Below are 25,422 nucleotides of genomic sequence, written 5' to 3' on the forward strand. Positions count from 1 at the left end.
CAGCGAACCGCGTTGACCTGCACTTTCTCCGCGAGAATCCGTGCCGTCGACGACGCAAGGATCGTTCGCAAAAACAACGACGTGTGCTAGCAACGAACTACGCGACATATTCCACGAACACAGGAGAAACACATTGACGCCCAAGATCGCCATTCTCGGAGCAGGTCCCAGTGGACTCGCACAGCTGCGCGCTTTCGAAGCAGCCCGAAAGGCCGGTCTGGAGCAGATCCCCGACATCGTCTGCTACGAGAAGCAGCCCGACTGGGGAGGAATGTGGAACTACACCTGGCGCACGGGACTCGACGAGCACGGTGAGCCCGTCCACGGGAGCATGTACCGCTACCTGTGGTCCAACGGCCCGAAGGAATGCCTCGAGTTCGCCGACTACTCTTTCGAGGAGCACTTCGGGCGCCCCATCCCGTCGTACCCGCCGCGCGCCGTCCTGCTCGACTACATCATGGGTCGCGTCGAGAAGAGCGACGTGCGCAAGTACATCCGGTTCAACACCGCGGTGCGGTGGGTCGAGTGGTCCGACGAGACGCAGAAGTTCACCGTGACGGTGATGGACCACGACCGGGGTGCGCTGGAGTCCGACGAGTTCGACTACGTCGTCGTCGCCACCGGACACTTCTCCACCCCGCACGTCCCCCACTTCGACGGCCTCGACCGGTTCCCGGGACGCGTGCTGCACGCCCATGACTTCCGCGACGCCCGCGAGTTCACCGGCAAGCGACTGCTGCTCGTCGGCAGCAGCTACTCGGCCGAGGACATCGGAACGCAGTGCATCAAGTACGGCGCCGAACAGGTCACCTTCAGCTACCGCAGCGCACCGATGGGTCACGACTGGCCCGAGCAGTTCTCCGAGGTGCCGTTGCTCACCCACGTCGACGGCAAGGTCGCCCACTTCCGCGACGGCAGCACCCGCGAGGTCGACGCCATCGTGCTGTGCACGGGATACAAGCACCACTACCCGTTCCTGCCCGACGAACTCGCACTGCGCACCAGCAACCGGCTCTACCCGCGCGACATCTACAAGGGGATCTTCCTCCAGCGCAACCCGAAGCTGATGTACCTCGGTGCGCAGGACCAGTACTTCACGTTCAACATGTTCGACGCGCAGGCCTGGTACGCACGCGACTTCATGCTCGGCCGCGTCGACCTGCCCGACGTCGACACCCGCGAGCAGGACATCGACCACTGGCGGGCACGCGAGGAGAAGCTGTCGTCGCCGGTGGAGGACATCGACTTCCAGGCCGCCTACATCCGCGATCTCGTCGACCGCACCGACTACCCCGAGTTCCACGTCGAACGCCAGGGCGAGGTGTTCAAGCAGTGGAAGCAGGACAAGAAGCGCGACATCATGGGCTACCGCAACAACAGCTACCCCTCGACGCTCACCGGCACCGTCGCTCCGCCGCTGCCGGCACCGTGGATGGAGATCCTCGACGACTCCCCCGAGTCCTTCCTTCGACACGATTTCACCGCGCCTGAAGTGACCGCAGAGGGGCGGTTCACCGCCCCGGAAGTGACCTCGGAGGGGCGGACCCTCGACCGTCAGCACACCCCGGCGGCACGTCGTCCTGCCCGTCCGGCAGCGTCGCGCACCGTCTCCGTGAAGGCGTGACGGTGCCCGTTTCGTCCCGGACCGTCGACGCCGCGCCTCGTGGGTGCGGCTCCGGTCGATAGTCTGTCTGTCGTGCAGGACAAACTCGTATGGATCGACTGTGAGATGACGGGGCTGCGTCTCGGCAGCGACAAACTGATCGAGATCGCGGCTCTGGTCACCGACAGTGATCTCAACGTGCTCGGCGAGGGCGTGGACATCGTGATCCACGCCGATGACGACGCCCTCGCCGACATGCCGGAGGTCGTGCAGCAGATGCACGAGCGATCCGGCCTGACCGAAGAGGTGCGCCGCTCGACGGTCAGCCTCGCCGAAGCGGAGAAGCAGGTCCTCGCGTACATCCGCGAGCACGTCCCCGAGGCGGGTACGGCGCCGCTGGCCGGCAACTCCATCGCGACCGACCGCGCGTTCATCACCCGCGACATGCCCGAGCTCGACAACTATCTGCACTACCGGATGGTGGACGTCAGCTCGATCAAGGAGCTGTGCCGGCGCTGGTATCCGCGCATCTACTTCGGTCAGCCGGAGAAGGGGCTGTCGCACCGGGCGCTCGCGGACATCAAGGAGTCGATCCGCGAACTGCGCTACTACCGGCGCACGGCGTTCGTGGCGCCTCCCGGCCCCACTCCGGCCGACCTCGCGGCCGTCGTGAAGGACCTGGGACCGGCCTGACCAGCCGATTCGTCTTTTTCGACTTCGTCAGGCTAGTATCTGTACCGCAGGCGCAAGCGACCGAGAGGTTGCCGGCGGATGCGATGGTGAGTGTAGTTCAGTTGGTAGAGCACCAGGTTGTGATCCTGGCTGTCGCGGGTTCGAGTCCCGTCACTCACCCCGAAGAGAGCCCCCGATCGGATTTCCGATCGGGGGTTTTCTCGTTCCTGGCGGATCCTCACGCACGGCGGTTCCTCACGCACGGCGGTTCCTCACGCGCAGGGCTCCTCACGCGCAGGGCTCCTCACGCGCAGGGCTCCTCACGCGCAGGGCTCCTCACGCGCAGGGCTCCTCGCGCGCCGAACCGGGGTTCGCCGCCGCTGCAGCGCGCGCACGGCCCGGTTCGGGGCGCGAAGGCCGGTCTATTCGAACGAGCGCGTCACGAAGGCGTCGACGTCGGCCCGGGAGCGCTCCACCGTCGTGTAGTGCCCGGCCATGTAGACGCGGTAGTCGACGTCCGCCCCTGCGGCCTTCATGTCGGCGGCGAGCGCCGCGGACAGCGGCAACGGGACCATCACGTCGTGGATTCCGTGGGCGAGGAAGACCGGCCGGTCGTAGCCGTCCGTCGGGGCGGCGAGATAGTCGGCCAGCAGCGCCGGCATCTGGCCCTCGGCCAGCGGGCGCGCGAGCAGGTCCCCGACCGGGATGTCGCGCACCGACTCCTCGAGATCGTCGTAGCAGAGCTCTTCGGCCCGATCGACGACCTCGCGGCCGACCGGGGTCAGGTAGCCCTCGACGTCGGCCTCGGGGTAGGCGTCGCGCAACCCGGCGAAGATGTATCCGCTGAAGCTGACCAGGCCCCACAGGCCCGGATCGGGGAAGCCCGGGACACCGATCGTGAAGGCCCGCTCGAGGTTCGCCGGGGCGCCCGTGGCGACCGTTCCGCGGAAGTCGAGTTCGGGAGCGCGGGAGGTCGCGATCGCGGCGGTGTGCAGCGCCGCGTGCCCTCCCTGCGACTGCCCCATCACGATCCAGCGCTCCGACAGCGGTGCCCCACCGTCGCGGGCGGCCCGGACGATGTCGACGATGCTGTTCGCGGCGCTGGGGCCGTCGAGATAGCGGTGGAGCCCCTCGGAGCCCAGACCCGGGAAATCGGCGGAGACGACAGCGTACCCGGAATCGAGCCAGTGCTGCAGATAGGTCCGCTCGAGATCGGAACGCGGCGTGCGGGTCGTGAGTGCGCAGTCGTCGCCCACGCCGGTCGTGCCGTGTGCCCACGCGATGACGGGCCAGCCACCCTCGGGGGCGTCGCCCTCGGGCAGGAACAACGCGCCCGTGGCGAGGGTCGGCTCACCGGACCGCCACTCGGTGGAGTATTCGAGCTTGGTGGCCGTGGCAGCACCGGGCACCGACAGTTCGTCGGGCAGCGGCTGTTGCGAGACCACCGAACCCGGCGCCGGCGCGGAGGGCCCCACCGGCGAAGCCGCAGCCCCGGTCGGTGTCAGGGCCGCGAGCAGCACGGCACCGCAGCAGGCAGCACGCAACCATCTCCCCCGAACGGCCATCGATCCCCCTTCACCCGTCACGCCGCAGCGTTGCCGGCCTTCCACGTCGACCACGGGATGTTCCAGTCACCGAGTCCGTCCGTTCCGGGGAGAGTACTGCCTACGGTGTTGCGGACCACGACGATGTCACCGCGCTTGGTGTTGTCGAAGATCCACTTGGCGTTGGCGGGGCTGAGGTTCAGGCAGCCGTGGCTGACGTTGCGCACACCCTGGTCGCCGAGCGACCACGGTGCGGAGTGGAAGAAGATGCCGCTGTAGGACATCCGCGTCGCCCATTCCACCGGGGTGCGGTAACCCTGCGCCGAGTCGGCGGGAACCCCGTAGGTGGACGAGTCCATGATCATGTTCTCGAACCGGTCGCCGATGATGTAGACGCCGTTGGGCGTGGGCGAGGAGTCCTTGCCGAAGGAGGTCGGCATCGTGATCACGTCGACCCCGTTGCGGTTGACGGTGACCTGCTTGGTCACGTCGTCCGCGGTGATGACCACCGCGTCGCCGATGGTGAAGGACGAGTGGATGTCGGACTGGCCGAAGAGGCCGTCGCCGAGATCCTTGCCGTAGACGTTCACGTCGACGGTGATGGCGGTGCCGGGCACCCAGTAGTTCTCCGGCCGCCACCGCACCTCGCGGTTGTTGACCCAGTAGAAGGCGCCCTCGACGGGCGGGTTCGTGGTGACGGTGATGGCCGCCTCGGCCGCGAGCCGATCCGGAATGTTCTCGTCGAACTGCACGGCGATCGGCTGACCGATGCCCACGATCGAACCCTCACCGGGCAGCACGTAGGGCTGGGTGAGGTTGGCCGGCGACGAGGTCGTGAACGACGCCGTCGACGTGGTCGCGCCGCCGAGTCCGTACGCGACGGTCTCGAGCGTGTAGGAGCGGTTGTACCCGAGCGGTTCGGTGTTCACCCAGGTGAGTCCGTCGGCGGCGAGTTCGCCCTGCACCGGTTCGCCCGCCGGGTTGAGCAGGGTCACCGAGTCGAGCTTGCCGTTGACGACCGAGACCGTCACCGGATCGATCGGCGAGAAGCCGACCGAGGCGTCGGCCACACTCGACGACACCGTCGGCTTGATCAGCGCGGCCACGGGATTGGAATCGATCGGCACCTCCTCGGCGCCCGTTCCCGAACCTCCGGCGCATCCCGTGACGAACGCAACAACGCCGACGACGACCACTCCGAGGATTCCCCGTACCCGACGACCCCGGGGGTTCCCCGCACTCGACTCCGTCACTTCCATACTCCGATCCCGCCTCCCCCAAGGCACCGAAAACGCACGTCACAACACCGAACACGATGATGCCAGCCCCTCTTGCGGCCGACCCGACGCGACTCCCCCGTACGTCGGTAACGTTCGAATGACAATCGCTCCGACCGTCCGATCCGTTACATCCACAACCTTACAGAAAACATTCTGACCAGGCGATTTGGCGCGTCGCGCGACGGTGTGTAATGTTCTCTTCGTTGCTGGGACGGCATCCCGGGAACAGATCGTCAAGCGCCATTAGCTCAATTGGCAGAGCAGCTGACTCTTAATCAGCGGGTTCGGGGTTCGAGTCCCTGATGGCGCACAACACGAAGGCCGGACACCCAGTGTCCGGCCTTCGTTCTGGCGGTGACCCCGTCCTCCGCATCGTCGGGACGACGACCGGGAGACACATCGCCACGCGCCATTAGCTCAATTGGCAGAGCAGCTGACTCTTAATCAGCGGGTTCGGGGTTCGAGTCCCTGATGGCGCACAACACGAAGGCCGGACACCGGAAACGGTGTCCGGCCTTCGTCGTTCGCGACGGTCCCGGAACGAGGAACACCCACGCCGGGTCGGCGTGGGTGTCCTGTGAAGCGGTGGAGCGGACGGGTCAGCGCAGGATCCTGCGCAGCACCAGCAACCCGACGACCGTGCCGGCCGCGATCGCTGCGTACTTCTTCACCTGCGGCTGGTTCACCTTCGCGATGAGGGTCTGCTTCGTGCTCTCCATGAGATTCTTCGGGTTGGCGCGGACGCTCAGTTCGTCGAGTGTGCTCGCGAGCTGATTGCGGGCCTTCTCGATCTCCCGCTCGATGTCCTCGGTGTCCCTAGCCACGTGTCCTCCAGAAGGTCGCTGCAGTGTGCTGCGACCACGGTAATGGACGCGCACCGGGAATGGCTGCACGGTCCACTACTGTCGCCTTCATGACCGAGAACAGCAGACTCGCCCCCGGCGATCCCGCACCTGATTTCACCCTTCCCGATGCCGACGGCAACGAGGTGTCGCTGTCGGACTATCGCGGACGCAAGGTCATCGTGTACTTCTACCCCGCCGCGAGCACCCCGGGATGCACGAAGCAGGCGTGCGATTTCCGCGACAGTCTCGCCGAGCTGAACGAGGCGGGTCTCGATGTGATCGGCATCTCGCCCGACAAGCCGGCCAAGCTCGCGAAGTTCCGCGACGCCGAGCAGCTCACCTTCCCGCTGCTGTCGGATCCCGAGAAGACCACCCTCCAGGCGTGGGGTGCCTTCGGCGAGAAGAAGATGTACGGCAAGACCGTCACCGGCGTCATCCGCTCGACCTTCCTCGTCGACGAGGACGGGAAGGTCGAGGTCGCGCAGTACAACGTCCGCGCGACCGGGCACGTGGCGAAGCTGCGCCGCGACCTGTCCGTCTGACGCCCGGAGGCTCGGCCGGCAGCGTTACCGCGGCGCCAGCGAGGTCAGCAGCAACGCCTCGGCCACGGCGAGATTCTCGATCTCGGTGGGATCGACACTCTCGTTCGGCGCGTGGATGACGCAGCGCGGTTCCTCGACGCCGATCAGGGCGATCTCGGCCCGCGGCACGGCGCGTTGCAGCGCGGTGCACAGCGGGATCGAGCCGCCCTGACCGGCCGTCCCGACCTCCCGGCCGTAGGCGGTCTCGAGCGCGGCGCGCAGCGCGGCGTAACCGGGACCGTCCGTCGCCGCCCGGAAGGGCTCGCCGAGAACGTCGCGGTCGATGCGCAGGCGCGCGCCCCACGGCACGTGCGTCTCGAGGTGGGCGACGAGCGCGTCCTGGGCGGTGCGGGCGTCGATGCCGGGCGGCACGCGCAGGTTCAGGCGCGCGGACGCGCGCGGCACGACCGCCGCGGCCGATCCGACCACGGGCGGTGCGTCGATACCGAGGACGGTCAGTGCCGGTCGCGCCCACGCCGCGTCGGCGACGGTGCCGGAGGTGGGCAGCGAGACACCGTCGAGCACACCCGCGTCGGCGCGGAAACGGTCCTCGGGATAGGGCACACCGTCCCAGGTGGCGGTGCAGTCCAGTCCGTCGACGACGGTGTTGCCGTGCTCGTCGCGCAGGGTGCCGAGCAGATGGATCAGCGCGGCCAGCGCGTCGGGGGCCGCTCCCCCGTACATCCCGGAGTGGATCTCGCCCTTCAGCGTCTCGATGTGGACGTCGACGTTCGCGATGCCCCGCAGCGTCGTGGTGAGGGTGGGCCGGCCGACCTCGGCATTGCCGCTGTCGCCGATGACGATGAGATCGGCGTCGAACAGCTCGGGTCGTTCGGCGACGAGGTGGTCGAGGCCGGCGCCACCCATCTCCTCCGAACCCTCGATGACGATGCGGACACCGACGGGCAGCGGGCCGTCCGCACGCAGCGCGCGCAGGGCAAGCAGGTGCATGACGACGTTGCCCTTGCAGTCGGCGGCGCCGCGGCCGTACCAGCGACCGTCCCGTTCGGTGAGCGTGAAGGGTTCGCTGTGCCAGAGCGATTCGTCGCCGGGCGGCTGAACGTCGTAGTGGCTGTAGAGCAGAACCGTCGGGGCGCCCTCGGGGGCGGGTGTGTGACCCAGCACCGCGAGGGAGCCGTCGGCGGTCTCGATCGTCTCGACGTTCTCGATTCCCGCCTCGGCGAAGGCATCCCGCACCCAGTTCGCCGCACCGACGCATTCCCCCACCGGGAACTGGCGCGGATCCGCGACGGAACGGAACGCGACGAGCCGCGCGAGGTCGTCGCGCGCGGCGGGCATCGCCTCCCGGATCCGCTCACGGATGCGCTGCGTCGCGTCGGTGTCTGTCGCTGTCATGATCCGTCCTCCGCACGTCGGATGAATACGTCGATTCGGTCCGGCAGTCGTTCGAGACCGAAACGGTGGTCCTGCTCGTGCCATACTGCCCCCCGGCCGCGATCGGCCCGGTCGCTGCCCCCGCACTGTTCTGCAGCGAACCGCACGGTGACCTGTGGCTGCCCGGTTTGTGACACTCGGACTCACAACAAGTATTCGGGAAAGGACGGACGTCCGGCTAGCCTGGGCGCGTGGAGTCAGCAACGAACGGCCGCCGCGCCCCGCGCCGGATCGATCCGGCGCTCGAGGTTCAGGCCGAGCCCCAGGAGCTCGTGCCGCGTCGGCGGCCCACCCAGGAGCGGAGCCGCCGCAAGTTCGACGCCCTGTTGGCCGCCTCGCGTGAACTGCTCACCGAGGTCGGCTTCGAGTCGTTCACCTGTGAGGAGGTCGCGTCCCGCGCCGACGTCCCCATCGGCACGCTCTACCAGTTCTTCGCCAACAAATACGTGATCGTGTGCGAGCTCAACCGTCAGGACCTCGTCGGCGTCCAGAGCGAACTCGCCCAGTTCAACGGCAAGATCCCGTCCGTCGACTGGTTGCGCTTCCTCAACAGCTTCGTCGACCACCTCGCCGGACTGTGGACCACCGATCCGTCACGCCGCGAGGTGTGGCTCGCGATGCAGTCCACCCCGTCCACCCGGGCCACCGGTGCCATCCACGAACGCGAGTTCGCCGAGCAGGTCGCGCGGATGCTCGCGCCGCTCACCCCGGACACCCCGCGGCCGCGCCGCAAGCTCATGGCCGAGGTGCTCGTCCACATCGTGTACTCGATGCTCAACTTCTCGGTGCAGGACGACCAGACCCACGCCGACGCCGTCGTCGAGCTCAAGCGCATCATGGTCGCCTATCTGCAGATCGCCGAACAGGACTCACGCGCCCAGGCCAAGCGACGCAAGCGCCGCGAGGAGCGCGAGGAATCCGCACGCGAACAAGCCGACCGGCAGGACACCGAAACGGATCAGGCCGAGGAAGCTCGCGCTCCCTCGGCCTGAGTCCCCACATCTACGTACGCCGGTCGTCCTCGTCGAGGACGACGAACGCGCCGGCCATGTCACCGTCGTGGGTCAACGACACATGGATCCGGACGCCGGTCAGCTTCTCGGCGACCTGCCGGTGCAGCCGGATGCTCGGGCGACCCCACGCGTCCGAGACCACTTCGATCTGCTGATGGATCGTCTCCGGTAACACCGGTGGACTGCCGAACAGCGACGCCGACCACGCCTTGATCACCGCCTCCTTCGCCGCCCACCGGGCGGCGAAGTGACGGGCGGGATCGGAGCTGCGGGTGTTCGCGTCGCGACGCTCACCCGGTGTGAAGTTCGCCAGCATCGTCGTTCCCGTCCGACTCAGCTGCTCCGCGAACTCCGGCACCGACACGAGGTCGAACCCGACACCCGCAACTCCCATCCCGAGACCCGCGCCTACTTGCAGCCGGGCAGACCGGAGCGGTACACGTCGTCCTCACCGAGGCGGGCCTCCGGCGAGAGCAGCACGTCCGCCTCGAGCTGACGCGAGGCCGGTGCCGGCACGCTGTCGCCGCCGAGGCGACGATCCGCGGGCCGCTGGTAGAGCGACGCTCCACCGGTCATCGCGTCCACCAGGCGACGCTTGCCGGCCACGGTGCGCTCGGCAGCCTTTGCCAGGTAGGCCTCCCGGCGCTCGGCCGGGATCGCCTCGACGAACGCCTGCGGGTGGACCACCGCGATCAGACCCGACACGTGCCCGAAGCCGAGGCTCGTGAGCAGACCCGCCTTGAGCGGAAGCTGCTCGCCGAACCGGATCGGGGTACGCGGCCACACGAGGTGCTCGAACTCCGCCATCTTCTCGTCGACACAGTCGAGGCTGCGGTTCGGCGGAACCACACCCTGCGCGAGGACCTGGCACAGGCCGATCAGCTGGAAGGCGGCGGCGCCGCCCTTGGCGTGACCGGTCAGCGACTTCTGCGAGACCACGAACATCGGGTTGCCCTCGCTGCGGCCCAGCGCAGCGGCCAGACGCTCGTGCAGCTCGGCCTCGTTCGGGTCGTTCGCAGCGGTCGAGGTGTCGTGCTTGGAGATCACCGCGATGTCGTCGGCCGTGAGACCGAGCTTGCGCAGTTCCTTCGCCAGACCCGACTCGCGTCCACCGCGACCCGCACCGAGCGCACCGATGCCGGGCGCCGGGATCGAGGTGTGCACACCGTCGGCGAACGATCCGGCCCAGGCGACCACACCGAGCACCGGCAGGCCCATCTCGAGCGCGACATCGCCGCGGGCGAGCAGGATCGTGCCGCCACCTGCCGACTCGACGAAGCCACCGCGACGACGGTCGTTGGCGCGGGAGAAGCGACGATCGCTGATGCCCTTGGCCTGCATGTCCTCCGACTTGGCGGTCGCGGACATGTCACCGAAGCCGACGATGCCCTCGATACCGAGATCGTCGAAGCCACCGGCGACGACCAGATCGGCCTTACCGAGCTTGATCTTGTCCACGCCCTCCTCGACGGAGACCGCAGCCGTGGCGCACGCCGCGACCGGGTGCACCATCGAGCCGTAGCCACCGACGTACGACTGGACGACATGCGCGGCGATGACGTTCGGCAGGGCCTCCTGCAGGATGTCGTTCGCCCGCGACTCGCCGAGCAGCGTGTCGATGTACAGCGACCGCATCGAGGACATGCCACCCATGCCGGTGCCCTGCGTGTTGGCGACCATCGACGGGTGCACCCAGCGGAGCAGCTCGGACGGGGTGAAGCCACCGGTGAGGAAGGCGTCGACCGTGCTGACGATGTTCCACAGGCCCACCCGGTCCACCGAGTCCGCCATGTCGGCGGGGATGCCCCACTTGGTGACGTCGAAGCCGGTCGGGATCTGGCCGCCGACCGTGCGGGTCAGCTTCGCCTTGCGCGGCACGCGGATCTCGGTGCCGGCCTTGCGGGTGACCGTCCAGTCGCCCGACTCGGCGTCGACCGACGCGACCGTGTTCTCCGGATCGGAGTCGACGAACGCGCGGGCCTCGGCCTCGGAACCGACGACGAAGGACAGGTCCTTGTCGAGGAAGACCGAGGTGAGCAACGGAGCCGTGTTGTCGATCATCGCGCCGTCGTCGCCGTAGCGGCGGATGCCGCAACGCTCGACCACCGCGTCGTGGTAGCGGTCGGCGATCTCCGCCTCGGGCACCAGTTCACCGGTCTCGGTGTCGTAGAAGCCCGGCTTGGGATCGTTCTCCCAGCCGATCAGGCCCGTGACCCAGGCGAGCTCGAGCACACCGGCGGCCGACAGTTCCTCGTCGACCTCCATCTCGAAGCGGGTGCGAGCGGAGCCGTAGGGGCCGAGCTCACCGGCACCGACGATGACGACCGTGTCGGCGAGGTCGGCGGTGACCGGGCCCCACTCGGGGGTCGGCAGCGCCTCGGCGCGCGGAGGCTCGGGCAGCGCCGCGATGGTCGCGGTGTCGTCCTCGTCCGCCTCGACGGCGTCGGCCGCGTCCTGTGCCTGCTTCGCGAGCGCCGGCAGGTCGACGTTCACCTCGGACAGTCCGCCGGTGAGGTCCGCGACGAGCGGAGCCTCGGCGGCGAGACGCGTGGCCTCCGGTCCGACCAGCTTCAGCAGCTCGCCGGCCATCTCGTCGGTCGACCAGGTGCGGACACCAGCAGCCTCGACGGCCTCGACCAGCGGGTCGTTGCCGCCCATCAGACCCGTGCCACGCACCCAGCCGATGAGAGCGTGGGCGAGGGTGACGCGCTCGGCCCAGGTGCGCTCGGCGCTCCAGCGGTTGATGATCGCGTCGAGTGCGGCCTTGGCCTCACCGTAGGCACCGTCGCCACCGAACTTGCCGCGGTTCGGCGAACCGGGCAGCACGACGTGCAGGTGGGTGTCGACGTCGCGGTCGTACCCGATCTGCGACAGTCCGGCGATCAGTCGCTCGACCGACCACAGCAGCACCCGCATCTCCATCTCGGCGCGCGCACCGGCGTCGGCGAGCGAGCCCGCCACGCGCGGCGCGGCGAACGGGAAGAGCAGCGTCGGGGTGAGCGCGTCCTTGATCAGCTTCTTCGCGCCACCGGCGACCTCGACGGTCTCGGTGCCGATCCACTCGATCAGGGCGTCGACGTCGCTGTAGGACGCCATGTTCGCGGGAACCACCCACAGGGCCGCACCGGCGCGAGCGTTGCGTGCGTACAGCTCCTTGTAGAAGCCCAGGCGGCTGTCGTTCAGCGAGGACGTGGTGACGACGACCGTCGCACCGCCGGCGAGCAGCTTCGCGGCGACGGCTGCGCCGATACCGCCCTTGCTGGCGCCGGTGACCACGGCGACCTCGTCCGCGTACTCGGCACCCTCGGTGACGACGGCGGTCTCGGCGATCGCGGCGTAGGTCTGCGCGAGCTCCGTACGACCGGCCTCGGTGGCCTTGCGGCCCCAGAACTCGGCGTGCGCAGCCACGGTCCGCCCTGCACCGGTGAAGCGCTCGACCTCGAGCTGCTCCCCGAGCCAGACGCGGGCCAGGTCCTCACGGGCGGTGGCCCAGCGGTCGTCGATCAGGACGGCCTTGCGCTCGTCGAATGCCGGAGCGACCAGACGCGGCCAGTCGGAGCCGAGCTCGGCGGAGACCAGGTCGACGAGTTCGTCGTCGGCCTTGTCGGCCAGGCCCGAGACCTGCTCGGTGTGGCCGAGCTGCTCGAGTACGAGACGGGCGGCACTGGCGAGAACCCCGTCGCGACCGGTGATCTGCTCGGCGAACTCGCCGAGGGCAGCGGCGTCGACCGTCGCTCCCCCGCCGCCACCGGCGGACGGCATCGATACGGCGATTCCGCGACGCGAGGCCACCGACTGCACGGCGGCGTCGATCAGCTTGTCGACCGAAGCGGCATCCGCGAGGGCACCGTCGCTCAGGCCACCCAGGTCGCCACCGCGGACGGACGAACCGTCGCGGCTACCGAGAGCAGCTTCGGCGGTGACGTGCGACGCCCAGCCCTCGCCCAGACCCCACACCTTGGTGACGCGGTCGGCGACGTAGGCGGGACGCTTGCCCGACGGACCGAACACCTTGCGCAGGTGATCGTTGATCGAGTCCGACAGCACCGGGCCGAAGGGGCGGTAGGTGCGGGCGAGACGGTCGACCGTGCCGGCGAGGGCACCCATGTCGGCGTCGGCGGCACCGTCGATCGCACCGAGCGAGAGCTCGGAACCGAGGTCGACGAGCAGCTGGTTGCGGCGCGAGGACACGCCGTCGCACAGCGCCTCGATCGTGTCGGCGGGACCGATCTGATCCGGGCGCAGCTTCGTCCACAGGGCGATGAGCACCTTGGTGGCGTCGGCGGCCTTGAACGCGATGTCGTCCGGGGTCGGGCCACCGGCCGGTGCAGCGGGAGCCGCGGCGGGTGCCGGGGCCGCAGCAGCGGCAGGCGCGGCGTCGGCGGCCGGTGCGGCCGGCTCGTCGTCCTCGACCGGAGCGGGATCGGTGTCGGTCGAGTACACGATCGACGCCTCGCGCTCGATGTTGAGCACCTCGACGGGCTGACCGAAACGACCGGGCAGCTTCAGCGTCTGCGACGCGAGGTTCGCGACGGTGGGTGCGCCACCGAGGCCGACCTCGACGAACCGCTCGACACCGAGACCACCGTCGGCCTCGTCGGCGAACAGCAGGTCCTGCGTCTCGATCCAGCGCACCGGCGACGCGAACTGCCAGGCCAGCAGCTCGGCGAGCACCACGCGGGTGAGCTCGACCGGCTTGGCCGACCAGCTGTCGAAGTCCGCGAGGACGTCGGCGAGCGGCTGCGACGGCACCAGGTCGGCGATCTCCTGGATGAACTCGCGGCCCAGGTTGAACGGCTTGGGCACGAGGTTCGGGATGTACCGGCCGATGAGGATGTTCGGGTCGATCTCCTGCGGCAGCAGGGCGAGCAGACGCTCGCGGAAGTCGTCGACACCGCCGCGCAGCACGGTCGAGTGGAACGGCACGTCGATGCCGGGGACCAGGATGAACGCGCGCTTGCCACCGAACTCGGCGACCTTGCGCTCGATCACGGACTCGAGGGCTTCGAGGCCGGCGACCGTACCGGCGATCGCGTACTGCGATCCGCGCAGGTTGAGGTTGACGATCTCCAGGAATTCCCCGGTCTCCTCGGCGACACCGGCGACGAAGGCCGGCAGGTCCGCATCGTCCACACCGAACTGCGACGGCCGGATCGCGGCCATGCGGTAGTTCGAGCGGCCGTGCTCGTCGCGCGGCACGAGGGCGTGCATCGCGGAGCCGCGCTGGAAGACCACCTCGAGGACGGCCTCGAGCGGCAGCACACCGGCGACCGCGGCGAGCGCGTTGTACTCACCCACCGAGTGACCGGCCAGGAAGGCGTCGTCGACGAACGCGCCCGCCTCCTTGAGCTCGGCGATCTGCGCGACACCGAGGGTCGCCATCGCGACCTGCGTGAACTGGGTCAGGTGCAGCACGCCGTCGGGGTGCTTGTGAGTGACACCGCGGGCCTTGAGAACCGTCGGGTTGTCGCGGACCACGGCCAGGATCGAGAAGCCGAGCGCCTCGCGGGTGTGCTTGTCGGCGCGCTCCCAGATCTCGCGGGCGGCCTTCGAGCGGGCACGGGCGTCGAGGCCCATGCCGGGACGCTGGATGCCCTGACCCGGGAAGGCGTAGACGGTCTTCGGCGCGGCGATACGGCCGGTCGCGACCATCACCAGATCACCGTCGACGCGGCAGCCGACCTCGACGACCTCGGCTCCACCGTCGGTTGCGATGCGGTCGACGCGCACGTCGATCTTCGCGCCCGGACGGACCATGCCCAGGAAGCGGGTGGTCCACGCCGTCAGGCGACGGACCGGCAGCTTCGCGTCCTGCTCGATCGCGGTCACGACCTGCTGGGCCGCGGCCGACAGCCACATGCCGTGGACGATCGGGCTTCCGAGACCGGCGAGCAGCGCGGCGTTGTCGGAGGTGTGGATCGGGTTGTGGTCGCCGGAGACCTTCGCGAAGGCGCTCATGTCGGTCGGCGCGACGATCACGGCGTCGCGGCGACGACGACGCGGGGTGTCGGTGACGGCCTCGGTGAGAGCGCCACCGGCGCGGACCGGATCGGCGAGATCGGCGGTGCCGGTGCGGCCGCGGATTGCGAACCGCTCGGCCAGGGTGGCGACCACCCGGTCGCCGGAGCCGTCACCACTGTCGGCGGTGATGACCACGTCGACCTCGACGACACGACCCAGGTCGGTGTCGGAGACACCGGTGACCTCGGCCTTGACACCCAGGAAGGCGGGATCGGTGGGCAGGCCGTTCTTGACGTCGATCGCGTGGTCCAGGTGGACCAGGTCGAGCATGCCTTCGATGACCGAGAGATCGGTCTCGGTGCGGGCGGCGCCGAGCGCGGCGAAGACGGCCGGCCAGCAGGCACCGACGAGCACGTCGGGCACACCGTTGCCGCTCGGCGTCAGGGTCGCGGGCAGACCCGAACCGGTGACACCGGCGTGGTCGGCGATCTTCTCCGGGAGCCAGCCCAGGGTGATGCGGGCAGCGCCCTTCCTGACCTCTGGCAGTTCCTGACCGGCGGCGACACCGAGCAGAGCGGACATCGACGCATCGGCGTCGGCCTCGGTGACGACGGGTGCGCCACCGGAGACGACCGAGGCGGGCACGGTCAGGCGGATCTCGACGGCCTTGTCGCGCACCAGCGGAACCCGCAGGCCGACGTGCTCGTCGTCGAGGATCGTCAGGGTCGCACCCGTCGGGGCGTGCGAGGCAGCGGTCTCCGACTCGACGGTCCACTCGTCCAGATCACCGAGACGGTGGATCGGGTTACGGGTCTGGCGACCCGCCCACGAGACGTCGGGCGAGGACAGCACGGCGTCGAGCAGACCCGGCGCGATGTCGCGGTGGCGACGCGCGGGAAGCTCGACGGGCTCCGCACCCTCGGCGACGAGCTCGTCGGCCGTGGCCTTCTCGAAGCGGTCGAGGAGTTCACCGACCGGCTCGTCGACGCGGGTGATGCCGGCGACGGCGACGGTACCGGGGATGACGCAGACCTGGTCGGCGGAGTAACGCGGATCGTGGGCCTGCCACAGCGAATCCGAACGCCACCAGCGACGCACGTCCTGGTCGACGACCGGAACGAAGTTCACGGGCTTGCCGGGCGTGCGGCACAGCGACACGAAGAACGGCACGTCGGCGGGGTGCAGCACGACGTCGCCCGCGTCGGGGTACTGCGCGAGCAGCGACTTGATCGCGGCGTACGGGCGCTCGAGCACCGCGTCGTCGTCGAACAGCGTCGGGATCGGGCCCCGGCAGACGGGGTGCAGACGGGCTTCGGCGCGCTGCAGCATGTCGCGGAAACGCTCACGCCACGACACGTCCAGCCACGGGCTGGTGTGCGCCTCGGCGAGGACGTCCGCCAGATCGGTGCCGCAATCGAACTCGGCACCGTTGTCCGCGCCGACGGCCAGCTCGAGGTAGCGCTCGAGCCACTGCAGGTAGGTCATGGTGTCGAGGTCACCGAAGTACGGCTTGGCCGTTCCGTTCAGGGCCTCGATGATCTCGTCGCGGCGTGCGGCCACGGCCTCGGCGTCACCGGCGACCTCGTCGAGGAGGCGACCCGTGCGCGAGGCGGCGTTGTCGATCTCGTGGATGTCGGCGCCGAGCTGGCTGCGGCCGGAGGCCATACCGCCGGTCGCGGTGCCGGCGGCGACCCAGTCGGGGGTGCCGGGGGTATCGACGAGCAGCTGCTTGACCTCGGGAGCCGTGGTGGCCTCGAGGGTCGCCATCGCGGCGGTGCCGACAAGGATGCCGTCGAGCGGCATCGCGGGGAAGCCGTAGACGGTCGACCAGCGACCGGTCAGGTACTCGGCGGCCTTCTCCGGCGTGCCGATGCCACCGCCGACGCACAGCACCAGGTTCGGGCGCGTGCGCAACTCGGCGTAGGTGTCGAGGAGCAGGTCGTCGAGGTCCTCCCACGAGTGGTGACCACCGGCGCGGCCGCCCTCGATGTGGGCGATGACCGGGTAGTCCGGGACCTCGTTGGCGATACGGATGACCGAGCGGATCTGCGCGACCGTGCCCGGCTTGAAGGCGACGTGCTCGATGCCGGCCTCACGCAGGTCGGAGATGATCTGCACGGCCTCGTCGAGCTCCGGGATACCGGCGGTGACGACGACACCGTCGAAGGGCGCACCGGCCGCGCGGGCCTTGGGCACGAGGCGCTTGCCACCGACGTGCAGCTTCCACAGGTAGGGGTCCAGGAACATCGAGTTGAACTGGACGGCGCGACCCGGCTCGAGCAGCTCGGTGAGCTCGGCGACGTGGTCGGCGAAGATCTGCTCGGTGACCTGGCCACCACCGGCGAGCTCGGCCCAGTGGCCGGCGTTCGCGGCGGCGGCGACGATCTTCGGATCGACGGTCGTGGGGGTCATGCCCGCGAGCAGGATCGGCGAGCGGCCCGTCAGGCGGGTGAAGGCCGTCTCGACGGCGATGCGGCCGTAGGGCAGCGCGACCGGCTTCGGAGCGAACTCCGACCAGGCACGCGGAACCTCGGGCTCGGCGCCCGGGGTGAGGAGGTTGCGCTGACCGCCGCGGGTCGCGGCGGCGATGATGCCGACACCCTGACCACGCAGGCCCGAGCTGGTCATACGGGTGAGGAGCTCGCCCGGACCGAGGTCGAGGATCCACGAGGCGCCGGACGCGACGGCGGAGTCGACCTGCTCGACCCAGTCGATCGGGGAGACGAGGATGGCCTGCGCGAGGCTGCGCGCGAGCTCGGCGTCGAGCTCGCAACGGGCGGCCCAGTCGGCGACCTGCTCCACGGCGTCCGCGAAGGCGGGGTGATGGAAGCCGACCTCGGCCGCGACGGGCTCGAAGGTCGGGGAGAACACGGCGCCACCGCGCTTCTTGGCCTCGCGCTCGCGGGTCTCCGCGGCGGAGATCTGCTCGCAGCGCTGCTGCACGCGCTCGAGGGCGGCGGGCGGGCCCGACAGCACGACACGACGACGGGCGTTACGGATGGCGACGACGGCGCTGCGCTCGGGATCCTGGCCCTCGAAGACCTCCGCGACGATCGCGCGCAGGCGCTCGGGGTCGACGTTGGCGACGGCGAGCATCGGGTACTTGCCGGCGCCGGAGATCAGGCCGCGGCGGCGACCGACGAGGGTCGCGGCGGCACCGATGAGCTGGGCGATGGCGAGGATCTCGGCGTCCTTGCGGCCGGCGGCGGCGACGGACTCGACGGCGAGGACGCCCTGCGAGTGGCCGATGACCGCGCTCGGCGCGACGGAGTCGACGTCGAGGCCCTGGTTCGCGAGCGCGCGCAGCGCGGCGACCTGGGTGAGGAAGACGCCGGGAAGCGACACGGCGGCAGAGGTGAGAGCTGCTTCGGAGGGGCCGGCGGGCGCGTCGTCCTCGTCGGCGAGTTCGGCCTCGAGGATCCACGCGACGGGGTCGAAGCCCGTCGGGCGGACCACGACGAGGTCGCTCGCGACCGGGGCGAGGTGCGCGGTGGCGCGGTTGACCAGGTCGGTGAGGACCGGTTCGAGTCCGTTGTCGCGGCTGAGCTCCTCGAGCGAGGTGAGCCAGGGGGCACCCTGGCCGCCGAATGCGAGCGCGTAGGGCTCACCCGCGAGGAGCTTGTCGACCAGGGCACGGGCCGGAGCGGCTGCCGTGGACCGATCGGTGGTGCGTCGTGATGCCTTCGAGTTCCGTCCGTTGTCGCCTGGTGTGGTCTCGTCGATCGTCACGCGTGTGGTTCCTCTCCTGAACACCCCGGCGTCGAGGCTTCGTATGTCAGCGCTGCGCGCCGGTGTGCTGCTGGACTAGTGGTCCGCTGTTCGGGCACGCCCAGGTTCGCACAAAATCATGAGGGGTTCCTCATGTTTTGTTTCGCGCAGTTTGCCCAGCACCTCCCCCACCAGTGATTTCCCTCACATGCCCGCTGGAAAGTAACTGGTCGGTAACCCGAATCACTCCTGGCTGCGCCGATGCGTGGACGTCCACGAACCCGAGGAATCCCTCACGTTTTTCGTTATCAAATCGTTACCTATTGACGGGCGTCGCGGATCGTGCATCGCAAGATCGAAAACGTGTCGGACCCCCGCGATAGCTTTTCGAGCGAATCGAACAAATATTCGATAGGGGGCACGGTGGGGAGAAGGGTGAAGTACACGCGGGAGGTTCTCGAGGAGGCGGTCGCGAAGGCGACCAGCGTCGCGGGCGTGTTGAGGCAATTCGGATTACGGGAAGACGGCGGCAACCATGCCAACATCAGCCGACGAATCAAGCTCTACGGAATCGACACGTCCCACTTCCGGGGTATGGCCCACCAGAAGGGGATACCGCCTCGGAACCGCCTGCACTGGTCGGAGGTGCTCACGGTCTCACCGGCCGGCTCCAACCGCAGAGAAGCTGCCCGCCTCAGACGAGCGCTCATCGAATTCGGACGGTCGCACAGGTGCGAGAACTGCGGCACCGGTCCGGAATGGCAGAAATCGCCGCTCGCACTGCACGTCGACCACATCGACGGCAATCCGAACGATTCCCGTCCGGAGAACCTCCGCTTCCTGTGCCCCAACTGCCACAGCCAGACACCCACCTGGGGCAGGAGGATCCGACACAACCGACCGATCCGAGCTCTCGACGCGGCTCCAGCCGAGTCGAGCATCGAGGTGGAAGCGGGGGCACGGTGACGCGACCGGTCAAGTACACGAAGGAGATGCTCGAAGAGGCAGTTCGCAGCTGCGTCAACTTCGCCGACGTCATGCGGTACTTCGGTCTCAAACCCAACGGAGGACATCACACGCATCTGACCCGCAGGATCAGGGCACTCGGTATCGATACGTCCCACTTCACCGGCCGCCCTCCCGTTCAGGGTGGACCTGTGGTGAAGCGGCACTGGACCACGATCCTGGTCGAGACACCGGCAGGCTCGCCACGAACCAAACCTCATCTGCTGCGTCGGGCTCTCATCGAGTCCGGTCGCCCACACGAATGCGAAGGTTGCGGCACGGAGCCATATTGGTACGGCCGGCCGTTGGTCTTCCACGTCGACCACATCGACGGAAATCCCAACGATTCGAGACCCGACAACGTCCGGTTTCTGTGCCCCAACTGCCACACCCAGACACCGACCTGGGCCGGGCGGCGCCGCTTCACCTTCCGTAGGGAAGAGCCGTCCTCGTGACGTATTGTGTCCGTGACGCGCGAGTGGCGGAACGGCAGACGCGCTGCGCTTAGGACGCAGTGTCCATAGGACGTGGGGGTTCGAGTCCCCCCTCGCGCACCACGTGACCTCACCCACGGTGCGCCGACCGGTCTTGGCAGGTCGGTGCACCGTTCGGGTACCGTCGAGGGCGTGTCCGAGCATCGCCCTCCCCGCCGGTTGGCCCTGATCATCCTGGTTCTGGTGGCCGCGGCCGGATGCCTCGGCCTCGGTTACTGGCAGTGGGTCCGGTTCGAAGCGGTCGGCGGCACCTACCAGAATCTCGGCTACGCCCTCCAGTGGCCCGCCTTCGCCTTCTTCTGCGTCTACGCATACCGGCGCTTCGTCCGCCTCGAGGCCGAGGAGCAGGAAGCCGAGAGCACCGGCGGACGACGCCCGTCCGAGCCGGACGAGCCCACCGAGATCCCCGAGGATCTTCTTCCCACCCGTCCGCGCACGCTCGCCGAGGCACGCGAGCAGGAGGCCGCGGATCCCGACGCACAACAGATCAACGAGTACAACGAGTACCTCGCGCAGCTCGCGCGCAGGTCCGATAGGAGCGCTCAGTGAGCACGACCCCCGAGCAGGCGTCCGGCCAGGCCACCACGCCGCGCGTCGTCAGTGACGCCGACCGGAAGAAGATCCGGTCCGCTCTGCTGCGTTACCGCGTGCTCGCCTACGCGACCGGTATCTGGCTGCTGATCCTCACCGGTGAGATGGTCGCCAAGTACATCATCGGTGTCGAGAACGTGCCGGCCTGGATCGCGATCGTGCACGGCTGGGTGTACGCGGTGTACCTGGTCCTCACCTTCGACCTGTCGATCAAGGTGCGCTGGCCGATCGCCCGGACGGTGTGGACGCTCCTGGCGGGCACCATCCCGTTCCTGTCCTTCTTCGTCGAGCACAAGCGCACCCAGCAGGTGAAGGCCGACTTCGGCGTCTGAGCCGGCAACCTCCTCGAACACGAATCGGGCGGATCCTTCGACAGGATCCGCCCGATGTCGTCTGTAGACCACGCGCGCTCAGCGTCGCGGCAGGCGCACCACCTGGACGAAGAACTCGTCGATCTGGCGCACCGCGCGGATGAACTGGTCGAGGTCGACCGGCTTCGTCACGTACGCGTTGGCGTGCAGCTTGTAGCTGCGGAGGATGTCCTCTTCCGCTGCCGAGGTGGTGAGGACCACGACGGGGATGTCGGTGAGGTCGGTATCGGACTTGACCTGTTCGAGGACCTGCCGTCCGTCGTACTTGGGCAGGTTCAGGTCGAGGAGGATCAGGTCGGGCCGAGGGGCGTTCTCGTACTCCCCGCGCCGGTAGAGGAAGTCGAGTGCTTCCTCACCGTCGCGGACCACGTGAAGGGTGTTTCCGATCTTGTTGTCCTCGAACGCTTCGCGCGTCATCAATTCGTCGCCGGGGTCGTCCTCGACGAGGAGGACGTCGATCGGCCGCCCGGAAACGCTCATGCAGATGCCCCTTTCAGAGCGACTTCGGTTGCAGACATGTCGTCGCCTGCCTTGGGAATCGTAAAGCAGAACCGACTGCCCTCCCGATACTGCGGGTCGAGCCAGATCTCTCCACCGTGGTATTCGACGATCTTGCGGCAGATCGCGAGGCCGATGCCGGTGCCGGTGTACACGTCCCGGCCGTGCAGTCTCTGGAAGATCACGAAGACCTTGTCGGCGAACTCCTCGGCGATACCGATGCCGTTGTCCTGCACGGAGAATCGCCAGAACTCGTCGTCCCCGTCGACGATCTCCTCGCAGTCGACACGGATCTCCACGGGCCGGTCTTCTTGGCGGAACTTGATCGCGTTTCCGATCAGGTTCTGCCACAACATGATCATCAGTGTGGGATCGCCCACGATCGTCGGCAGCGACTCGGGCCGGGCGATCTTCGCCCCGGATTCCTCGACCGCCTGGGAGATGTTCGTCAGGGCCGCGTCGAGGGTCACGTCCAGTTCGGTGCGGACGTGCGCGTCGCTGACGCGTCCGACGCGGGAGAAGGTCAGCAGGTCGTTGATGAGCACCTGCATCCGCTTGGCACCGTCGACCGCGAAGGCGATGTACTGGGTGCCGCGTTCGTCGAGCTTGTCGCCGTAGCGCTTCTCGAGCAGCTGGCAGAACGACGCGACCTTGCGGAGCGGCTCCTGCAGGTCGTGCGAGGCGACGTAGGCGAACTGTTCGAGTTCGGAGTTCGAGCGCCGCAGTTCCGTCGCCTGGTTCTCGAGTTGCTCCTCGCGGTCGTGCGCGACCTGCAGTTCGCGCACGATGCGCTCACGCATGTCCTCGACGTCGCGGCCCAGCGCATAGATGTCGGCGGGGCCCTGCGGCTCGATCTCGCGCTCGAAGTTCTGCCCCGCGACGACGCTGCGCGAGGCCTGCCGCAGGCGTTGGATCGGACGGACCACGATCATCTGGAGCAGGACTGCCAGGCCCACACCGGTGAGGAGGAAGACCACGACCATGCCGGCGAGGATGCGATCGCGCGTGATCCGCGTGTCCTCGAGCGTGGCGATGCCGTCCTCTCGGGCCTGCGTGAGGTCGGCGTTCTGGACGGCGAACGCGGCCCGGATCCGGTCGAAGGCGTCCCGTCCCGCTGCGACGACGGCGGGGTCGACGAACTGCGGCTGCCCCGGCACGACCGTGGAGATGAGCGGCTGGGCGTACACGCGCCGCCATTCCGCCGCGTGTGCCTCGATCGCGTCGAGGTCCGCCATGAGATCCTCCTCGTCGCCGACGAGGGCGCGCAACTCGGCGGCCGCGGCCTCCTCCTCGCGCCGCCCCTCCTCGTAGGGCATGAGGAAATCGGGATCGGCGGCGAGGATGTAGCCCCGCGCGCCCGTCTCCTGATTGATCAGTGCCGATTGCAACCGGTACGCCTCGACGCGGGCGGGCTGGATGCGGTCGCGCACGTAATTGGAGTACTCCGTCGTCTCCCGGAGGAAGTGACTGCCGACCACGGTGCCGACGACCACCAACACACCCATCACGCCGAGTACGAGCAGGAACCATGCCTGGACCGTCATCCTGCGAGACGGAGGGCGACGCACGTCCCCCGCCTCCGCCGTTGCGTCGCTGTTCGTCATGCGGTGATGATCACTTCCTGTTCCATTGCACGTGGACGACTGCCACGTCGTCGGACAGCCCTCCCCTACTGTCCGCGAGTTTCTCGGCACCGTCGATCAGCGAGTCGGTGAACTCGGCAGCCGGCAGATGGGCGCGTTCGCGCGCGAGCTCGAGGAGTCCTTCCTCACCGAGTCGTTCCGGGCCGTCGCCGCGATGACCCTCGAACAATCCGTCGGTGAACAGCACGATCGCGCCGTCCTCGGGCAGATCGAGCTTGTGGACGGGCCAGGTGGCCACTCCCGGCAGCAGGCCGAGAGCCGGACCACCGGGCGCTTCGACCCAGTCGATGGTTCCGCCGTGGCGGAGCAACAGCCCGGGATGACCGGCCCGCATGACCTCGACGGTGCTGCGGTCGGCACACATCGTGAGGTTCGTCATCGACGCGAAGAAGCGGCTCTCGGTGCGCTCCGCGACGAGGATCTCCTCGAGCTGGTGCAGGCGGCGGGGACCGTCTACCCCGCTGAGCACGAGCGTGCGCCACGCGATGCGCAGGCCCACGCCGAGGGCTGCCTCGTCGGGACCGTGACCGGAGACGTCGCCGATGAGGACGTGGACGGTGCCGTCGCCGGTCTGCACGACGTCGTAGAAGTCGCCGCCGAGAAGAGCCGACGACCGGCCGGGTCGGTAACGGGCGACGACGTCGAAGTCCTGCCCGTCGTGCAGGAGCGGCGACGGGAGCAGGCCGCGTTCGAGTCGGGCGTTCTCCTGCGCGTGAAGCTGACTCGCCTGGAGTTCCGCCGCCGCGATCTCGGTCTGCTTTCGCTGGATGGCGTAGCGGACGGCGCGGCCGAACAGATCGGGTTCGACGCGTCCCTTGACGAGATAGTCCTGGGCGCCCACGGACAGCGCGGCGAGGCCGGTCTGTTCCTCCGCGAGGCCGGTGAGGACGACGATGGGGACGGAATCGGTGATCTCCTGGATACGGGCGACGGCTTCGAGGCCGCTCGCATCGGGCAGGTGGAGGTCGAGAAGTACGCAATCGGGAGCCGATGTGGCGAGTTCGTCGCGGGCCTGCGCGAGTGTCTGCACCCACACGACGGTCATCTCGGGGGCACTGTCGACGACGAGTTCCTCCACGATGAGCGCGTCACCCGGATCGTCCTCGATGAGGAGCAACGACGGTGGTTCGACCGACTCGCTCTGCGCTCGGTGCATGTCCACTCGGCGCCCCTCCCTCCCTGCTCGAAAGGGAACATTACAGACTCGACGACAGCATGGTCACAGGGTGGTCACGGCGGGTCGCGGCCACGGCCGATGGACCGTTGTGTGCATCTATCGGCACGATCTTGCATGATGGCAAGGTGAACGATCCCATGACCGCGCATCCGCATATGACTCTTTCCACGACCCGCAACGGCTCCGTGGCCGTGCTGTCCGCCAACGGCGAAGTCGACATGACGAGTGCCCCGCTCCTCGAGCAGGAAGCCCTCGCGCTCCTCGACTCCGACATCTCCGGACTGATCGTCGACCTCAGCGGGGTTGATTTCCTCGCTTCGATGGGTATCGCTCTGTTGGTCGAGTTGTCCAAGCGAGCCGCCGACAGCACCGGTTTCGCCGTCGTGGCACACGGCAGTGCCACGGCACGCCCGCTCGAACTCCTCGGCCTCGGAGAGGTCCTGGCGATCCATCCGAAGCTCGACGACGCGCTCGTCGGCCTCGGTGCCTCGCCGGAAGGCGTCTCCGAGTAGACCGCCGTACCCGACGAACCGAGGAGCCATGTCGTCTGCGCCCGAGGAGTCAGCTTTGCTCTTTCCCGACGAGATCCGTTCGTCGGGTGTGCACGCCGACCCGACCGAGATTGCAGGCCTGCGGGTCGTCACGAGGCGGTGGCTGGCGAAGCTTCCCCTCAGCGAGGACCAACGACAGGACATACTGCTCGCGAGCTACGAAGCGCTCGCGAATGCCGTCGAGCACGCCTATGCGCCGGACGATGCGCACGGGACGCTCGACTACGAGGCGACGTATCTGCCCGACGAGGGTGAGGTGGTCGTGCGGGTCGTCGACCACGGCTCCTGGCACGACGCCGTCGACAGCGATGCCCGACGTTCACGCGGTCACGGGCTGACGCTGATCCGCAATCTGGCCAGCGACGTCCAGGTCTCGGCCGGCCCGAAGGGCACGGTGGTCGAGATGCGCTGGATCCTCGACGAGACGGACGGGGCAGAGGACGACAGGGCGGAGGACGAACTCTCGTCCCACGACGCGAGCTGATCTGCG

The 25,422-nt window shown here is 68.5% G+C and carries 19 protein-coding genes and 4 tRNA genes; 14 read left to right on the plus strand and 9 right to left on the minus strand.

The features are described from left to right. Positions 1–133 precede the first annotated feature (133 nt). The 3 genes from ACPCXD_RS08480 (at position 134) to ACPCXD_RS08490 (ending at position 2,455) form a co-directional block, all read left to right on the plus strand. Positions 134–1,624 carry a trimethylamine monooxygenase gene (locus tag ACPCXD_RS08480; protein ID WP_160876378.1) on the plus strand — a complete coding sequence of 497 codons (1,491 nt, stop codon included), beginning with the start codon at positions 134–136 and terminating at the stop codon, positions 1,622–1,624. A gap of 72 nt (positions 1,625–1,696) precedes the next feature. Continuing rightward, positions 1,697–2,296, plus strand: coding sequence for an oligoribonuclease (orn, locus tag ACPCXD_RS08485; RefSeq protein WP_016694413.1), 600 nt, complete (start codon positions 1,697–1,699; stop codon positions 2,294–2,296). An 86-nt stretch (positions 2,297–2,382) separates the two neighbouring features. Next, positions 2,383–2,455 (plus strand) — tRNA-His (locus ACPCXD_RS08490). A 242-nt stretch (positions 2,456–2,697) separates the two neighbouring features. On the opposite strand, the gene ACPCXD_RS08495 is transcribed toward ACPCXD_RS08490, so the two are convergent. Together ACPCXD_RS08495 and ACPCXD_RS08500 are read right to left on the minus strand one after the other, a co-directional pair. Next, entirely contained in the window at positions 2,698–3,840 is a 1,143-nt protein-coding gene (locus tag ACPCXD_RS08495) for a lipase family protein (protein WP_026061614.1), read from the minus strand. Between the two features lie 17 nt (positions 3,841–3,857). Next, positions 3,858–5,078 carry a L,D-transpeptidase gene (locus ACPCXD_RS08500; protein ID WP_423659191.1) on the minus strand — a complete coding sequence of 407 codons (1,221 nt, stop codon included), beginning with the start codon at positions 5,076–5,078 and terminating at the stop codon, positions 3,858–3,860. Between the two features lie 258 nt (positions 5,079–5,336). Here ACPCXD_RS08500 and ACPCXD_RS08505 point away from each other — a divergent pair. Together ACPCXD_RS08505 and ACPCXD_RS08510 are read left to right on the plus strand one after the other, a co-directional pair. After that, positions 5,337–5,409: transfer RNA gene (locus ACPCXD_RS08505), tRNA-Lys, on the plus strand. Positions 5,410–5,505: 96 nt separating this feature from the next. Next, positions 5,506–5,578: transfer RNA gene (locus ACPCXD_RS08510), tRNA-Lys, on the plus strand. Between the two features lie 120 nt (positions 5,579–5,698). On the opposite strand, the gene ACPCXD_RS08515 is transcribed toward ACPCXD_RS08510, so the two are convergent. Then, positions 5,699–5,923: a DUF3618 domain-containing protein gene (locus ACPCXD_RS08515; protein WP_016694410.1), complete on the minus strand. Its 225-nt coding sequence runs from the start codon at positions 5,921–5,923 to the stop codon at positions 5,699–5,701. Between the two features lie 89 nt (positions 5,924–6,012). Between ACPCXD_RS08515 and bcp the strand changes: the two genes are divergently transcribed. Further along, positions 6,013–6,486, plus strand: a complete 474-nt coding sequence (bcp, locus tag ACPCXD_RS08520) for a thioredoxin-dependent thiol peroxidase (protein WP_016694409.1) — start codon at positions 6,013–6,015, stop codon at positions 6,484–6,486. A 24-nt stretch (positions 6,487–6,510) separates the two neighbouring features. On the opposite strand, the gene ACPCXD_RS08525 is transcribed toward bcp, so the two are convergent. After that, positions 6,511–7,881: a dipeptidase gene (locus ACPCXD_RS08525; RefSeq protein WP_423659193.1), complete on the minus strand. Its 1,371-nt coding sequence runs from the start codon at positions 7,879–7,881 to the stop codon at positions 6,511–6,513. Positions 7,882–8,111: 230 nt separating this feature from the next. On the opposite strand from ACPCXD_RS08525, the gene ACPCXD_RS08530 reads away from it, so the two are divergent. Beyond that, positions 8,112–8,912, plus strand: coding sequence for a TetR family transcriptional regulator (locus ACPCXD_RS08530; protein ID WP_016694406.1), 801 nt, complete (start codon positions 8,112–8,114; stop codon positions 8,910–8,912). Positions 8,913–8,922: 10 nt separating this feature from the next. Here ACPCXD_RS08530 and acpS read toward each other — a convergent pair whose 3' ends face one another. Further along, on the minus strand, positions 8,923–9,327 hold the full coding sequence (acpS, locus tag ACPCXD_RS08535) for a holo-ACP synthase AcpS (protein ID WP_016694405.1): 405 nt from the start codon (positions 9,325–9,327) through the stop codon (positions 8,923–8,925). A gap of 14 nt (positions 9,328–9,341) precedes the next feature. Continuing rightward, positions 9,342–18,623 (minus strand): fatty acid synthase subunit beta domain-containing protein, encoded by a 9,282-nt coding sequence (locus ACPCXD_RS08540; protein WP_423659196.1) that lies wholly within the window; start codon positions 18,621–18,623, stop codon positions 9,342–9,344. Positions 18,624–19,037: 414 nt separating this feature from the next. Here ACPCXD_RS08540 and ACPCXD_RS08545 point away from each other — a divergent pair, with 414 nt between their 5' ends. From ACPCXD_RS08545 to ACPCXD_RS08565, 5 genes are all read left to right on the plus strand, one after another. Next, the gene (locus tag ACPCXD_RS08545; protein WP_088897414.1) at positions 19,038–19,568 is read left to right on the plus strand and encodes an HNH endonuclease signature motif containing protein; all 531 of its coding nucleotides are present in this window, start codon (positions 19,038–19,040) and stop codon (positions 19,566–19,568) included. Next, on the plus strand, positions 19,565–20,062 hold the full coding sequence (locus ACPCXD_RS08550) for an HNH endonuclease signature motif containing protein (RefSeq protein ID WP_080968379.1): 498 nt from the start codon (positions 19,565–19,567) through the stop codon (positions 20,060–20,062). Before ACPCXD_RS08545 ends, ACPCXD_RS08550 begins: the two co-directional genes overlap by 4 nt. 17 nt (positions 20,063–20,079) lie before the next feature. Further along, positions 20,080–20,164, plus strand: a tRNA-Leu gene (locus ACPCXD_RS08555). A gap of 69 nt (positions 20,165–20,233) precedes the next feature. Then, positions 20,234–20,650 carry a hypothetical protein gene (locus ACPCXD_RS08560; RefSeq protein WP_024100522.1) on the plus strand — a complete coding sequence of 139 codons (417 nt, stop codon included), beginning with the start codon at positions 20,234–20,236 and terminating at the stop codon, positions 20,648–20,650. Then, entirely contained in the window at positions 20,647–21,024 is a 378-nt protein-coding gene (locus ACPCXD_RS08565) for a DUF3817 domain-containing protein (protein ID WP_016934294.1), read from the plus strand. The genes ACPCXD_RS08560 and ACPCXD_RS08565 overlap by 4 nt, the downstream gene beginning before the upstream one ends. A 78-nt stretch (positions 21,025–21,102) precedes the next feature. Here ACPCXD_RS08565 and ACPCXD_RS08570 read toward each other — a convergent pair whose 3' ends face one another. From ACPCXD_RS08570 to ACPCXD_RS08580, 3 genes are all read right to left on the minus strand, one after another. Beyond that, a complete protein-coding gene (locus ACPCXD_RS08570; RefSeq protein WP_016693400.1) occupies positions 21,103–21,543 on the minus strand; it encodes a response regulator in 441 nt (146 codons plus the stop codon). Further along, positions 21,540–23,105, minus strand: coding sequence for a sensor histidine kinase (locus ACPCXD_RS08575; RefSeq protein WP_301848805.1), 1,566 nt, complete (start codon positions 23,103–23,105; stop codon positions 21,540–21,542). The genes ACPCXD_RS08570 and ACPCXD_RS08575 overlap by 4 nt, the downstream gene beginning before the upstream one ends. Before the next feature lie 70 nt (positions 23,106–23,175). Further along, a complete protein-coding gene (locus tag ACPCXD_RS08580; protein WP_229568301.1) occupies positions 23,176–24,360 on the minus strand; it encodes a PP2C family protein-serine/threonine phosphatase in 1,185 nt (394 codons plus the stop codon). Positions 24,361–24,518: 158 nt separating this feature from the next. Here ACPCXD_RS08580 and ACPCXD_RS08585 point away from each other — a divergent pair, with 158 nt between their 5' ends. Together ACPCXD_RS08585 and ACPCXD_RS08590 are read left to right on the plus strand one after the other, a co-directional pair. Then, positions 24,519–24,893, plus strand: a complete 375-nt coding sequence (locus ACPCXD_RS08585; protein WP_172414886.1) for an STAS domain-containing protein — start codon at positions 24,519–24,521, stop codon at positions 24,891–24,893. A gap of 55 nt (positions 24,894–24,948) precedes the next feature. Further along, the gene (locus ACPCXD_RS08590) at positions 24,949–25,416 is read left to right on the plus strand and encodes an ATP-binding protein (protein WP_088897419.1); all 468 of its coding nucleotides are present in this window, start codon (positions 24,949–24,951) and stop codon (positions 25,414–25,416) included. Positions 25,417–25,422 lie beyond the last annotated feature (6 nt).

The sequence above is a fragment of the Rhodococcus sp. AB351 genome (genome assembly GCF_049538275.1).
Classification (GTDB): Bacteria; Actinomycetota; Actinomycetes; order Mycobacteriales; family Mycobacteriaceae; genus Rhodococcus.